The 13,466-nt window shown below is 71.7% G+C and carries 10 protein-coding genes; 3 read left to right on the top strand and 7 right to left on the bottom strand.

The window, feature by feature from the left end; all coding sequences use genetic code 11:
* The first annotated feature begins 84 nt into the window (after positions 1-84).
* The gene (locus ACFVHI_RS07490) at positions 85-1,452 is read left to right on the top strand and encodes an L-serine ammonia-lyase (protein ID WP_380336663.1); all 1,368 of its coding nucleotides are present in this window, start codon (positions 85-87) and stop codon (positions 1,450-1,452) included.
* Positions 1,453-1,607: 155 nt separating this feature from the next.
* On the opposite strand, the gene ACFVHI_RS07495 is transcribed toward ACFVHI_RS07490, so the two are convergent.
* Entirely contained in the window at positions 1,608-2,210 is a 603-nt protein-coding gene (locus ACFVHI_RS07495) for an NADPH-dependent FMN reductase (RefSeq protein ID WP_380336666.1), read from the bottom strand.
* 140 nt (positions 2,211-2,350) lie between these two features.
* On the opposite strand from ACFVHI_RS07495, the gene ACFVHI_RS07500 reads away from it, so the two are divergent.
* Complete coding sequence (locus ACFVHI_RS07500) at positions 2,351-3,094, top strand: TetR/AcrR family transcriptional regulator (RefSeq protein ID WP_063347751.1); 744 nt, start codon at positions 2,351-2,353, stop codon at positions 3,092-3,094.
* A gap of 261 nt (positions 3,095-3,355) precedes the next feature.
* On the opposite strand, the gene ACFVHI_RS07505 is transcribed toward ACFVHI_RS07500, so the two are convergent.
* The 6 genes from ACFVHI_RS07505 to ACFVHI_RS07530 form a co-directional block, all read right to left on the bottom strand.
* Entirely contained in the window at positions 3,356-4,129 is a 774-nt protein-coding gene (locus ACFVHI_RS07505) for a class I SAM-dependent methyltransferase (protein ID WP_380336670.1), read from the bottom strand.
* A gap of 219 nt (positions 4,130-4,348) precedes the next feature.
* Positions 4,349-5,302 (bottom strand): DMT family transporter, encoded by a 954-nt coding sequence (locus tag ACFVHI_RS07510; protein ID WP_380336673.1) that lies wholly within the window; start codon positions 5,300-5,302, stop codon positions 4,349-4,351.
* Between the two features lie 581 nt (positions 5,303-5,883).
* Positions 5,884-6,381 (bottom strand): ATP-binding protein, encoded by a 498-nt coding sequence (locus tag ACFVHI_RS07515; RefSeq protein WP_244293363.1) that lies wholly within the window; start codon positions 6,379-6,381, stop codon positions 5,884-5,886.
* Between the two features lie 278 nt (positions 6,382-6,659).
* Positions 6,660-7,892 carry an Ig-like domain-containing protein gene (locus tag ACFVHI_RS07520; protein WP_380336677.1) on the bottom strand — a complete coding sequence of 411 codons (1,233 nt, stop codon included), beginning with the start codon at positions 7,890-7,892 and terminating at the stop codon, positions 6,660-6,662.
* A gap of 281 nt (positions 7,893-8,173) precedes the next feature.
* On the bottom strand, positions 8,174-9,448 hold the full coding sequence (locus ACFVHI_RS07525; protein WP_380336680.1) for an Ig-like domain-containing protein: 1,275 nt from the start codon (positions 9,446-9,448) through the stop codon (positions 8,174-8,176).
* Between the two features lie 174 nt (positions 9,449-9,622).
* Positions 9,623-10,897, bottom strand: coding sequence for an Ig-like domain-containing protein (locus ACFVHI_RS07530; protein ID WP_380336683.1), 1,275 nt, complete (start codon positions 10,895-10,897; stop codon positions 9,623-9,625).
* Positions 10,898-11,210: 313 nt separating this feature from the next.
* Here ACFVHI_RS07530 and glgX point away from each other — a divergent pair, with 313 nt between their 5' ends.
* Positions 11,211-13,418, top strand: a complete 2,208-nt coding sequence (gene glgX / locus ACFVHI_RS07535) for a glycogen debranching protein GlgX (RefSeq protein ID WP_063347757.1) — start codon at positions 11,211-11,213, stop codon at positions 13,416-13,418.
* Positions 13,419-13,466: the final 48 nt, after the last annotated feature.

The raw sequence follows: 13,466 nt of genomic DNA on the forward strand, positions 1-13,466 counted from the left end.
ACACTGGACAGTGTGCGCGGTGCCCCGACCCGTGTCGTCCCCCGCCCGCCAGTCCTTCCACGAGACCAGACAAGGACGTCCCCCGTGGCCATCAGCGTCTTCGACCTCTTCTCCATCGGCATCGGCCCGTCGAGTTCCCACACCGTCGGCCCGATGCGCGCCGCCCGGATGTTCGCCCGACGCCTGCGGTCCGAGGACCTGCTCGCCCAGGTGGCGAGCGTGCGCGCCGAGCTGTACGGCTCGCTGGGCGCCACCGGCCACGGCCACGGCACCCCGAAGGCCGTCCTGCTCGGCCTGGAGGACAACTCCCCCCGCACGGTCGACGTCGACCAGGCGGACAAGGACGTCGAGCGGATCACCACCGAGAAGCGGCTCAACCTCCTCGGCACCCACCCCATCGACTTCGACCCGGGCACCCAGCTGGTCCTGCACCGCCGCCGCTCGCTGCCGTACCACGCCAACGGCATGACCATCTGGGCGTACGCGGCGGACGGCTCCACGCTGCTGGAGAAGACCTACTACTCGGTCGGCGGCGGCTTCGTCGTCGACGAGGACGCCATCGGCGCGGACCGGGTCAAGCCCGACGACACCTCGCTGCGCTACCCCTTCCGCACCGGCGAGGAGCTGCTGCGGCTCACCCGGGAGACCGGGCTGTCGATCTCCGGCCTGATGCTGGAGAACGAGAAGGCCTGGCGCTCCGAGGAGGAGATCCGGACCGGGCTGCTGGAGATCTGGCAGGTCATGCAGGAGTGCGTGCGGGCCGGCATGTCCCGCGAGGGCATCCTGCCCGGCGGCCTCAAGGTCCGCCGCCGCGCCGCCGCGGCCGCCCGCGCGATGCGCGCCGAGGGCATCGGCCCGGCCAACGCGATGGAGTGGGTGACCCTCTACGCGATGGCAGTCAACGAGGAGAACGCCTCCGGCCGCCGGGTGGTCACCGCTCCGACCAACGGCGCGGCCGGGATCATCCCCGCCGTCCTGCACTACTACCTGAACTTCATCCCGGGCGCCGACGAGGACGGCATCGTCCGCTTCCTCCTCGCGGCCGGCGCCATCGGCATGCTCTTCAAGGAGAACGCCTCCATCTCCGGCGCCGAGGTCGGCTGCCAGGGGGAGGTCGGATCCGCCTGCTCGATGGCCGCCGGCGGCCTCGCCGAGGTCCTCGGCGGCACCCCCGAACAGGTCGAGAACGCCGCCGAGATCGGCATCGAGCACAACCTCGGCCTCACCTGCGACCCGGTCGGCGGGCTCGTCCAGATCCCCTGCATCGAGCGCAACGGCATGGCCTCCGTCAAGGCCGTCACCGCCGCCCGGATGGCCCTGCGCGGCGACGGCCGGCACCACGTCTCGCTCGACAAGGCGATCAAGACGATGAAGGAGACCGGCGCCGACATGAAGATCAAGTACAAGGAGACCTCGCGCGGCGGCCTCGCCGTCAACGTCATCGAGTGCTGATCACACCCGCTGTCGCCTGAGCCCCCGGACCCGTCCGGGGGCTCTCGGCGTTCCGGGGCGCCCTGGGCGGCGGGGCCACCGCCGGCCTCACCCCGGCCCTGCTTCCCGGCGCCACCCGACGCGCCCGCTCAGGCCACTCAGGCCGCTCAGGCCGCTCAGGCCGCGAACGGGCGGACTCGCCGGGCGTCGCGCAACGCCTCAGCCCACCAGGCGAGTTGGTCGAGCATGGTCTTGGCGGCGACGTCGGCGGCCGGGTCGAGCGGCTGGCCGTCGGCGCCGAAGCACTGGGCGGCGCCGTGGAAGCTGACCGTGTTGCGAATCGTCATGGCGTTCAACTCGGCCAGCACCACTCGCAGTTGCTCGACGGCGCGCAGACCGCCGGAGAGGCCGCCGTAGGAGACGAAGCCGACCGGCTTGCCGTGCCACTGGCTGTTGTGCCAGTCGATGGCGTTCTTCAGCGGGGCCGGGAAGCTGTGGTTGTACTCGGGCGTGACGACCACGAAGGCGTCGGCGGCCTCCAGGCGGGGCGTGACGGCGGCGAGCAACTCGGCGGCGCCCGGCTCCAGTTCACCACCGAAGGACGGGAAGGTGGTCGGCAGCGGGGTCTCGACCAGATCGATCAGGTCGGCGGTCATGTCGCCGCGCGCGCCGAGGTGGCCGAGCAGCCAGTCGGCGACGACGGGCGCGAACCGGCCGCTCCGGGTGCTGCCGACGACGACCGCGACCTTCAGGCTCTTCTCCGAAACGTCCTTGGCCATGGATATCCCCCTCCGGGACGATGTGTACAACGTATCTGGCAGATACAACGTACACATCGGCGCGTACGCCGTCTACTTCCGATACGCCGTACACTCCGGTGGTACGGTGAGAGGACCCCAGCCGGAAGGAACCCGCCGTCATGCCCGCCCAGCAGGCCCCCGCCGGGGACGACGACCAGACCAAGCCCCAGGCCTCACTCTGGGAGCGCCTCGCCCGCCCGGCCCCCGCGCCGCGCACCACCCTCACCCCGCACCGGATCGCCGAGGCCGCGATCGCGATCGCCGACGCCGAAGGCCTCGACGCCGTCACCATGCGCCGGCTCGCCACCACGCTCGGCGTCGCCCCGATGGCCGCCTACCGATACGTCTCCGGCAAGGACGAACTCATCGACCTGATGGTCGACTTCGTCTACGGCGAACTCCCCCGGGGCACCCCCGCCACCGGCTGGCGCGACACCATGCGCACCCTGGCGCTCCACCTGCGCGCCATGAACCTGGCCCACCCGTGGATCGTCCGCGCCGGCGCCGTCCCCCTCACCCCCAACCAGCTCGCCATCCCCGAACGCGCCTTCGCCGCCCTCGCCGACCACGGCCTGGACGCCGACACCACCATGGCGGTCTTCCGCACCGTCACCGGCTACGTCCACGGGTCCGTCGCCGCCGAGCTCGCCCTGCGCACCCTCCAGCGCGAGCACGGCTGGTCCGACGGCGACGAGACCCGCGCCGGCCTCGCCCCCCGGATGTCCTTCCTGATGGACACCGGCCGCTACCCCACCTACCAGCGCTACCTCCACGAGGCCACCCGCAAGGACGACCCCACCTGGCAGTTCGAAACCGGCCTCGACTGCGTCCTCACCGGCATCGCCACCCACCTCGACATCTGAGCGCGACCCGGCCCTCAGGTGGGTGGGTAGGGGAAATTATGTAGACCGGTCTACCTTTCACGCCCGGAATATGCAGACCGGTCTACCTTTTCAGCGCTCCCCCACCCACCTCCCGCGCAGGAAGTCGGCCCCGCCGACTTCCTATGCGCCCCAGCCCTCCACTAACGCGCCCTATGTAGACCGGTCGATATATTTCCCCCAGGCCCCCGCTCGGACACTCGATCCCGGCCCCGCGCACAGGAAGTCGGCCCGTCCGACTTCCTACTCCGCGGAGAGCTCCCCCGCGACGAGCAGCCGGTACCCGTAGTCCATCTGCTCCTGGTCGAGGAGTTCGGCATGGCGGCGGTGCCAGGCGCCGGATTCGAGATCGGCGCGCAAGCGGGCGATCGCCGGCTGCACCACCGCGGGCGGCAACTGGGCGAAGGTCGAGCTGGCCAGCCGGACGACCGGGTCGAGGTAGAACTCGGGCCGCCGCCAGTAGGCGATCTGGTAACCGTCCGTGAAATCGTGCGGGACGGGGAAGGGCAGCACGGTGTGCGCGTCCAGCGCATCGACGACCTGGGCCAGCGATGTGAAGCGGCTCTCCTCCAGCTCCCGGATCTCGGGCAGGTACTCCTCCAGCAGCCACAGTTGCGGACGGTGGGCCGGATCCCAGGTGAAGACGACCTGCCGCCGGGCGACCCGCCGCAGCTCCGCGAGGCCCCGTTCGGGATCCGACCAGTGGTGGACGGTCATGACGGCCATCGCCGCATCGAAGGAGCCGTCCGGGAAGGGCAGTTGCTCGGCTCCGGCCTTGACCTTCCGGCTCCCCGGGTGCTGGTCGAGCATGACCTGGGAGGGGTCGACGGCGGTGACGGCGGCGCCCTCGGGCTCGTAGGATCCGGCGCCCGCACCGACGTTCACCACCGACCGGGCCCCCTGGAGGGCGGCACCGATCAGGGCGTGCAGTCGGGGATCGGGCCGGCGGATGGCGCGGTAGCCGACCCCGATCCGGTCGTACGTCGCCTGCGGTCGGCTGTCAGTGGTCTCTTCCATGCGGTCAAGCCCACCAAGCGGGGCGCCCGGCGGCAAGCGGTTCGGCGCAAGAGCGGGGAAAGCACGGCGCGTTGGCCCACCGTCCACCGACCACCGACCACCGGGCGGCATCGGCGATCGGAAGGCAGGGCCGGGCGGCCGGTCACGAGGCACCGCCAACCAGCGGCACCGCACAGGAAGTCGGCCCGTCCGACTTCCTGTGCAGGTGCCGCCCGCAGGTCAGCGACGGCGGGTGCCCACGGGCACGGTGAGGACGGCGAGGCCCGCGGCCAGGATGGCGAGGCCGCACCAGGAGACGGCGGGGAGGCGTTCGCCGAGGACGGCGACGCCGAGGAGGGCGGCGACGGCGGGTTCGGCGAGGGTGAGGGTGGTGGCGGTCTGGGCGGAGGTGCGGCGCAGGCCGTGGCCGAAGAGGCGGTAGGCGAGGAAGGTGGTGATCACGACGAGGTGGAGCACCACCGCCGCACCGCGCGGCGAGGCGAGCCACCGCAGGTCGCCGAGGAACAGCACCGGCAGGACGAGCAGCGCGGCCGCGCCGAACATCGCCCCCATCACCCCGGCGGACGGGTGCCCGCGCGAGATGAGCTTCCCGCCGATGAGCGAGTACACGGCGTACGAGAGACCGGAGAGTGCGGCCAGCGCCACCCCCACGGTGTCCACCGCCGCGCCGCCGCCGGTGAGTTCGGGGCCCAGCACCAGGACGGCACAGCCGACGACCGCCGTCACCGTGGCACAGGCCCACCGGCCGCTCGGCCGCCCTTGCCGGGTGAGCCAGCCGAGCAGGCCGGCGAAGACGGGGGCACTGCCCAGTGCGATCACGGTGGCCACCGCCACCCCGGCGCGGGTCACCGCCGGATAGAAGGTGACCGGGTAGCCGACCACCGCGACGGCGCCGACGGCGAGTTGCCACCGCTCCCGGCGGCCGCAGGCCCGGGGCAGCGCGCGGGCGCTGCGGGTGGAGAGGAAGAGGAGGAGGCCGCCGAGGACCAGCGCGGCGGCGCCGATGCCCGCCGAAGGGGCGCCGTCGGGTGCGAGGGAGCTGGCCGTCCCGGTGGTGCCCCACAGCAGTGCGGCGACCAGGATCGGGACCGGCCCGCCGAGCGGGCTGGTGCGGCGGGCGGCGGGGGTGGTGGTGGCCCGGGTGGGCGCGGGCGTGGAGATGCGGTTCGGCACAGTCGTGAACTTCCGTCGTCGAAGACCGTCAGGGGAGCTGGTTTCGCAACGGGCACACATGGCAGCCTCCTGGCGGCCGGAGAGGGCCGCAGCAGGGAGCGCAGGGATCAAGCCACCGGCGTGTGTGCCCGATCAGGCGCAGAGCGGTGGCAGCACGACGTGCCAGTACAGGTTCACGGGCCTGATGCTACCCGGCAGTTCCGGCGGGGTGGGGTTCACGGAGGAATTGGCGGCCGGGCGACGAAGCACCGGAGGCTCGACGGCGAGGATGGTGAATATTCACAGGCGACAGCGTGAACCTATGCAAAATCCAAAGGTGAACTAGGTTACAAACCTTTCAATCCAAGTCGCCTGGTTTGCCCACATGCTGAGATCCGTGCGATAGTCGAAGCAGCCCAACGGCGGGCGGCACAGCACGCCGGCCTGGGCATGGAGACTTCGGCTGGCCCGACCTGGCACGGCCGACGCCCATCGCGCGGCACGCACCCCCTTGGCCGGCGCGATGACTTGCAGGGGCCCCCATCCGCCGGACCACGGCGACTTCGGGGGCCCTGCGCGTTTCCCGGGAACACCCGGAAGGGTCAGTGCCGCTCGCGGACCTTCAGTTCGAACCAGACGCCCTTGCCGCGCGGCAGCAGGTCGGCACCCCAGCGGTCGGCCAGGTCGTCGATGACCCGCAGGCCCCGCCCCCGCTCGGTCACCGGCTTCGGCTCCGCGAGGATCATGCAGGGCAGCGCCCGGGAGGAGTCGCGGACCTCGACGCGGAGCCAGCCCGGCTTGCGGATCACCTGGAGCCCGATAGTGCGTCCGGCGGCATGCCGGACGGCGTTGGAGACCAGTTCACTGGTGAGTAACTCGCCAGCCTCCAGGTGCTGATGGAGGTCCCAGGACTCCAGGACCGACAGCACCAGTCGGCGGGCCACCGGGCCGGTCTCCGGCCGGGACGGCAGTCGTACCTCGTTCGGCACGGACTGATCGCTCAGCCTGCCGCAATACATCTCCTCCAGTTCCTCCGAGCTGAGCCGCTCCAGCGCCGCCAGCGCGCCCTGGACATCGATCCACGACGCCTCGGCGACCAATCCGGCCCCGGGAACTGATGACTGATCTGTTTCGCCCCAACCCGCCATGCGGTCCATCATTGCGGAACGCAAGCGGCCGCGTACGGACAATGAGCAAACGATCTCCTCCGAGTCGGCATATGCCGCGTGCAAGGAGACCCCGGGGAGAGTGCCAGGCGGGGGCCCGGAGGGGGCCCGGAAGGAGCCGGAAGAGGGTGGGGAGCAGGCAACCCGGGCCGCGTCCGCGTCAATCCCGGGTTGCCACGGAACCGCCCCGACCAGGGCGGCTACCGGTCGGCCTACCAGGCGCTCCAGGGCACGTTCCAGCCACTCAGGCCGTTCGCCGGGTCGAGGGTCTCCTTCTTGGTGGAGTTCTTCACGACCACCACGTCGCCGACGATCGAGCCGGCGTAGAACTTGCCCATCGAGGTGGATTCGCCGCCGCCCTCGACGTCCTTGAGGGCGACGCAGCCGTGGCTGACGTTGTCCTCGCCGATGAGCTTGCTCCAGTAATTGCCGTGCAGGTAGGTGCCGCTGTCGGTGAGCCGCATCGAGTGCGGCACCTGGAGGTCGTACGGGGAGCCGCTCATGCCGGGGAGGGTGCTGGACTGCATCCGCACCACGCCCTCCTTGGACATGACGACCATCGTGCCGTTCCAGGTCGGGTGTTCGGGCGAGCCGGAGGTGATGTCGATGTCCGACGGTTTGCCGTCCAGTTCGACGGTCATCCTGTGCGCGGCGGCGTCAACCGTCGAAATCTGAGACCGCCCGATCGTGAAGGGCTCGTCCCGGTCGGTGCCGTACACCCCAGGGGCGATCTCGACGCTCTTGAGGCGGTAGTGCACCGTCACCTTGGTGCCGGACTTCCAGTACTGCTCGGGGCGGAAGTCCAGTCGGCGGTTGCCGAACCAGTGGCCCTTGACCACGGTGCCGTTGTCGGTCTCGAAGGTGATGCCCTTCGCGACGACGTCCTTGTTCTTGACGTCCTTGCTGAAGTTCACCGAGACGATCATGCCGACGCCGTACGTCGCGTCGTTGTCCACGTTGTCGGCGGCCTTGGCGAGGGCCGTCGGCGTCAGCGTGGTGAAGTTGCTGTCCGCGCTGGCGACCACGCCGTTGGCGTCCGCGGCCAGCGCGCTGACCTGGTAGGCGCTGCCCACGGCGAGGCCGGCCGACGGGGTCCAGCTGGAGCCGTCGGCGGCGATGGTGCCGGGCACCTCCGCGCCCGTCTTGTCGCTGACCTTGACGGTAGTGAGCTTGCCGCCGGTCGCGCCGACCTTGAGCGCGTCGGGCGCGACGTCCACCGTGCCGGGCTTGGGCTCGATGTTCACCACGGCCTGCGACACCTTCGGCGCCGCGCTGCTCGCCGCCGCGGCGCCCGGGGAGGCCGTCCCGGCGGCCGCGCCGGCCCCCAGGTCCGCCTTGGCCGCGCTCCCGCCCCCGCTACCGCCGCTCCCGCCGCCGCACGCGGCCGTCAGCGCCATCGCGCCGCCCACCAGACCGACGGCCACCACTCTGCGTATCGACCTCAACGTCGATCCCTCCCTCAGAAACCCCACGAACCGAACCCCACGACCCGCAACCCGCGAACCGAAGCCCGCGGGCCGAAACCCCACGACCCGAAACCCCGCACAACTCCCGTGCACACGACGGACCCGACCACTACACGCGCCGGCCCCCGGAAAGGTTGCGCCATTCGGGGCCCGGTGCGCTGCGAAAACGCGAACGGCCCGACCCCAACGGGTGAGGATCGGGCCGCTCTTCTGCACCGCGCCGACGAACCGGGACTATCCGGTCAATCAGCGGGCAGGATCTACCAGTTCGCCCAGGCGACGTTCCAGCCGCCCAGCCCGTTGGAGGGCGCGACGGTCTTCTCCTTGCTGTTCACGACCTTGACCACGTCGCCGACCATCGAGTCGTTGAAGAACTTGCCCGCGACGGAGGTGTCGCTGCCGCCCTTCTCGTCCACCATCGCGACGCAGCCGTGGCTGGCGTTGGTCCTGCCGAACGGGTTGGTCGCGTTGGACCAGTAGTTGCCGTGCACGAAGGTGCCGGAGGTGGTCAGCCGCATCGCGTGCGGCACGTCCTGGATGTCGTACTCGCCGCCGAGGCCGACGGTCTGCGAGTTCATCCGGGTGACCTTCTCCTTGGACATGATCACCATGGTCCCGCTCCAGGACGGCGTTGCCTCCGCGCCCATGGTGACCGGCACGGTGGTGCTCTTGCCGCCCCGCTCGATCGTCATCTGGTGCGCCTTGGCGTCGGCGGTGGCGATCTGGGAGCGGCCGATGGTGAACGGCTCGTCCTTGTCCACGTCGCCGTAGATGCCCGGGGCGACCTCGACGCTCTTCAGCCGGTACTTGATGGTGACCTTGGTGTCCGGCTTCCAGTACTCGGCCGGGCGGAAGTCCAGCCGGTTGTCGCCGAACCAGTGGCCCTTCACCTCGGTGCCGTTGTTCGTCTCGAAGGTGATGCCCTTGAGGACGGCGTCCTTGTTCTTGACGGTCTTGCTGAAGTTCACCGAGACGATCATGCCGACGCCGTAGGTGGCGCCGTCGCTGATGTTGTCGTTGGTGGAGACCTTCTTGTCCGGCGTCAGCGTGGTGAACGTCGTGGTGGACGCGGCCACCAGGCCGTCGGCGTCCTTGGCCTGCGCGTTCACCTTGTACGCCATGCCGACGGTGAGCGCGGTGGCGGGCTTCCAGCCGATGCCGTCCGGGGTGATCGCCCCGTCGACCGGCTTGCCGTTCTTGTCGGTCACCTCGACCGTGGTGAGCTTGCCGTTCGAGACGGACACCTGCAACGCGTTGCTCGGTGCGACGTCCTGAGCGCCGTCCTTCGGCTCGACGGCCAGCACCGCGGCGGAGGTCTTCGGCTCGGCCGACGCGCCCGCCGGGGCCGCCGTCCCGCCCGCACCCGCCGTCGCCGCGGGCGCCGCGTTGTCACCCCCGCCGCCCGTTCCGCCCTTGTCGTCGCCGCAGGCCGCGGTGAGCAGCAGCACCCCGCCCATGACCAACGCCATCGCACCCCTGCGCCGGTAACGGCTGGTGGTACGTATCGCGGCGTCGGCCGTCTTCCCCGTCTTCACGGTTTCTCCCCTCCCGGTATCCACTCTCTTGACGCGTTGAGTGCCCCCATGAGTTGCACCGGGCGCCGATCTTTCGCGCCGGACCAGGGCGCGCCGGAGCAGGATAGCCGGGCCGTCCGAGCGGCTCCCGGGGGGAGGTGGGTGGATCGGGGGTGAATCGGCGGTGAAGATCGACTACTGCGCGACGGGGCTTGCGGAGGGACCGACGGCGGGACCGGCAACCGGCCCGAGGGCGCTGCCCGCCACCCACTGCTCCCACGGCACGTTCCAGCCGTTGAGGCCGTTCTGCGGCGGCACGAAGTCCCCCGCGGAGGCCTTCACCTCCAGCACGTCCCCCGGGATGGTGTGCTCGAACAGCCAGCCCGCCGGGGAGTCCTTGCTCGCACCGCCCTTGGCGTCGGCCAGGCCGATGCAGCCGTGGCTGGTGTTGGCCGCGCCGAACACCCCGGGGTCCGCCCAGTAGTTGCCGTGCACGAAGGTGCCGGAGTTGGTCAGCCGCATCGCGTGCGGCACGTCCTTGATGTCGTACTCGTCGCCCATCCCGACGGTCTGCGAGTTCATCCGGGTCACCTTGTACTTCTCCGACACCACCATGACGCCCCGGTAGGTGGAGTGGTCACGGCTGCCGCCGGACACCTTGAGCACCCGCACCACCTTGCCGCCCTGCCCGGCCCGGACGGTCAGGGTGTGCGCGTCCAGGTCGACGGTGGAGACCTGGGCCCGGCCGACGGTGAAGTGCAGGTCCTTGGTCTGGGTGCCGAACTCGCCCGGCGCGCCCTGCACGTCCTTCAGCCGCAGCGCCACCGTCACCTTGGTGCCGGCCGCCCAGTACTGCTGCGGGCGGACGTCCAGCCGCTGGTTGCCGAACCAGTGCGCGGCCACCGGGACGGGCGGGTCGGCGCTCACCTGGACGGCCTTCTCCACCGCCGCCCGGTCGGTGATCGGCCGGCTGAAGCGCAGCGACACCGGCATGCCGACACCGACGGTGGAGCCGTCCTCCGGGGTGAAGAAGGCGACGAAGGTGTGCGCCCGGGCCATCGTGGAGAACGCCGAGTGCTGGGCCGCCCGTTGGCCCTGGTCATCCTCGGCGACGGCGTCCAGGGTGTACGCGGTGCCCAGCGGCAACGGGCCGTCGGGTGTCCAGGCGGCGCCGTCCGGGGCGATCGTGCCGGGAACCTCGGTGCCCTTGGCGTCGGCCAGCCGGACGGTGACCAGCCGGCCCTGCGCCGCCGTCACCCGGACCGGGCCCTCCGGCAGCACGTCCTGGGCGCCGTCGGCGGGCAGCGCCGTGACGACCGCCCGGGACGGCGGCGGGGGCGGGGTGTGCGCCCCGGGCCCGGCGGCGTCCTGCGCGGGGGCCGCCGGGGGGCCGCCGCACCCCGTCAGGACGGCGAGGCCCCAGGCCACCGCCGCCGCCCGCCGCGCCCACACCCGTCCTCGGCGCCGCATTCCGGGGCCTCCCACTGTCCACGTCCGGTACCGGGAAGATCCGGTACCGGGAGCCTCCGCTACCGGGGACGCCCGACGCCGGGAACTCCCGATGTCAGGAACTCCCGGTGCCAGGAACGTCCGGCAGCGGGAACGCCCGATACCGGGAACAACGAGGGCAATCGCGGCGGGGACACGCGCAGCCGCGCGAAATCCCCCCATCCATCGGCCGCCATCCGCCGGTAAGCCCCCGTTCAGCCGCTTCCGATCTGCGCAATCCGGGAAAGAGGAAGTGAACGGGGTCCGGGACACCCCGTCCAGGGAGGGTGCGGCCATGGCGTCAGGGCAGGAGCTGGAAGCCGGAGTGCGGCCGCCCGGCGGGGACACCGCCGAGCCACCGTGGCCCGGCAGCTGGCAGCCGCTCGGCGCCCGCTTCCGGACCGACCAACAGGGCCGCCAGGGCACCAACTTCGCGCTCTGGGCGGCCGGCGCCGAGGCGGTCGACCTCTGCCTGTTCGACGAGGACGGCCGGGAGGGCCGGCACCGCCTCACCGAGCAGGACTTCCAGACCTGGCACGGCTTCCTGCCCGGCGTCCGCCCCGGCACCCGGTACGGCTTCCGCGTGCACGGCCGGTGGGATCCGTGGACCGGCGCCCGCTGGAACCCGGCGAAGCTGCTGCTCGACCCGTACGCCCGTGCCGTGGACGGCTGTTACACCAGCCACGACGCGGTCTGCGCGGCCGTCCGCAACTGGCCGGAGGCGGACGTCGCCGACACCGTCCGGGACAACCGCGACTCGGCCCGCTACGTGCCCAGATCCGTGGTCGTCCACGATGACGACGACTGGTACGACGACCACCGCCCGAAGACCCCGTGGGCCGAGACGGTGCTCTACGAACTGCACGTGCGCGGCTTCACCATGCGCCACCCCGACATCCCGCCGGAACTCCGCGGCACCTACGCGGGCCTGGCCCACCCGGCCGCCGTCGCCCACCTGACCCGCCTCGGCGTGACCGCCGTCGAGCTGCTGCCGGTGCACCAGTACGCCAGCGAGGACCACCTCCAGTCGCGCGGCCTGGTCAACTACTGGGGCTACAACACGATCGGCTACTTCGCCCCGCACGCCGGCTACTCGGCGGCCGGCTCGCGCGGCGGCCAGGTCGGCGAGTTCAAGCGGATGGTCCGCGCCCTGCACGCCGCCGGGATCGAGGTGATCCTCGACGTGGTGTTCAACCACACCGCGGAGGGCGCCGAACTCGGCCCGATGCTCTCGCTGCGCGGCATCGACAACACCGCCTACTACCGCCCGGCCCCGCACCGCCCGCGCGGCTACGCCGACTTCACCGGCTGCGGCAACACCCTGGACACCCGCCGCCCGCAGGTGGTCCGGCTGGTCACCGACTCGCTGCGGTACTGGGTCACCGAGATGGGCGTGGACGGCTTCCGCTTCGACCTCGCCGCCGCCCTCGCCCGCGGCACCGACGGGGTGGACATGGACCACCCCTTCCTCGCCGCCGTCTCCCAGGATCCGCTGCTCAGCCGGGTGAAGCTGATCGCCGAGCCCTGGGACGTCGGCCCGGGCGGCTACCAGGTCGGCGGCTTCCCGCCGCTGTGGGCCGAGTGGAACGACAAGTACCGGGACACCGTGCGGGACTTCTGGCGCGGCGCCCGCCCGGACGTGCGCGAGCTGGGCTACCGGCTGTCCGGTTCCTCCGACCTCTACCAGCGCGGCGGCCGCCGCCCGTACGCCTCCGTCAACTACGTGACGGCGCACGACGGTTTCACGCTGCGCGACCTGGTCAGCTACGACCGCAAGCACAACGAGGCCAACGGCGAGGCCAACCGGGACGGCACCGACGACAACCGGTCCTGGAACCACGGCGTCGAGGGCGAGACCACCGACCCGGAGGTGAACGCCCTGCGGCTGCGCCAACTGCGCAACCTGCTGGCCACGCTGCTGCTCTCCACCGGCGTCCCGATGCTCACCGCCGGGGACGAGCTGGGCCGCACCCAGGGCGGCAACAACAACGCCTACTGCCAGGACAACGAACTCGGCTGGCTGGACTGGTCGCTCCTGGCGGATCCCCGCTGGCGCGGGCTGTGCGAGCTGACCGCCCGGCTGATCCGGCTGCGCCGGGCCCACCCGGTGCTGCGGCAGCGGGCGTTCTTCTCCGGCCGGGCCGCCGCCCCGGGCGGCCAGCCGGACCTCGCCTGGTTCACGCCGCTGGGCAAGGAGATGACCGAGGCCGACTGGTTCGCCCCCACCGCCTGCCTGGGCATGCTGCTGTCCGGCACCGCGATGTCCGAACGGGACGAGGCCGGGCGGCCGACGCTGGACGACAGCTTCCTGCTGCTGCTCAACGCCGGCCACGAACCGGTGCTGTTCACCCTCCCCGGCGAGCCCTGGGCCGCGCCGGAGGAGGCGTACGAGACGGTGGTCGACACCGCCGTCGAGGGCGGCGGCGAGCCCTGTCCGCAGGGCGCGACGCTGCTGGCCGGGCGCTCGCTGCGGCTGCTGCGCGCGCCCGCCGCCACGACCTGAGCGGTGTCGGCCGCACGTGCGGCGCACTCCGGCCCCTGCGGCCGGCCC

This window comes from Kitasatospora sp. NPDC127121, from assembly GCF_042677305.1.
In the GTDB taxonomy this organism is placed as follows: Bacteria; Actinomycetota; Actinomycetes; order Streptomycetales; family Streptomycetaceae; genus Kitasatospora.

Excerpts from the sequence above, each read along its gene's own strand:
- ACFVHI_RS07495 (WP_380336666.1), bottom strand. The coding sequence starts at position 2,210 with ATGGCCAAGGACGTTTCGGAGAAGAGCCTGAAGGTCGCGGTCGTCGTC.
- ACFVHI_RS07500 (WP_063347751.1), top strand. The coding sequence starts at position 2,351 with ATGCCCGCCCAGCAGGCCCCCGCCGGGGACGACGACCAGACCAAGCCC.
- ACFVHI_RS07505 (WP_380336670.1), bottom strand. The coding sequence starts at position 4,129 with ATGGAAGAGACCACTGACAGCCGACCGCAGGCGACGTACGACCGGATC.
- ACFVHI_RS07530 (WP_380336683.1), bottom strand. The coding sequence starts at position 10,897 with ATGCGGCGCCGAGGACGGGTGTGGGCGCGGCGGGCGGCGGCGGTGGCC.
- glgX (WP_063347757.1), top strand. The coding sequence starts at position 11,211 with ATGGCGTCAGGGCAGGAGCTGGAAGCCGGAGTGCGGCCGCCCGGCGGG.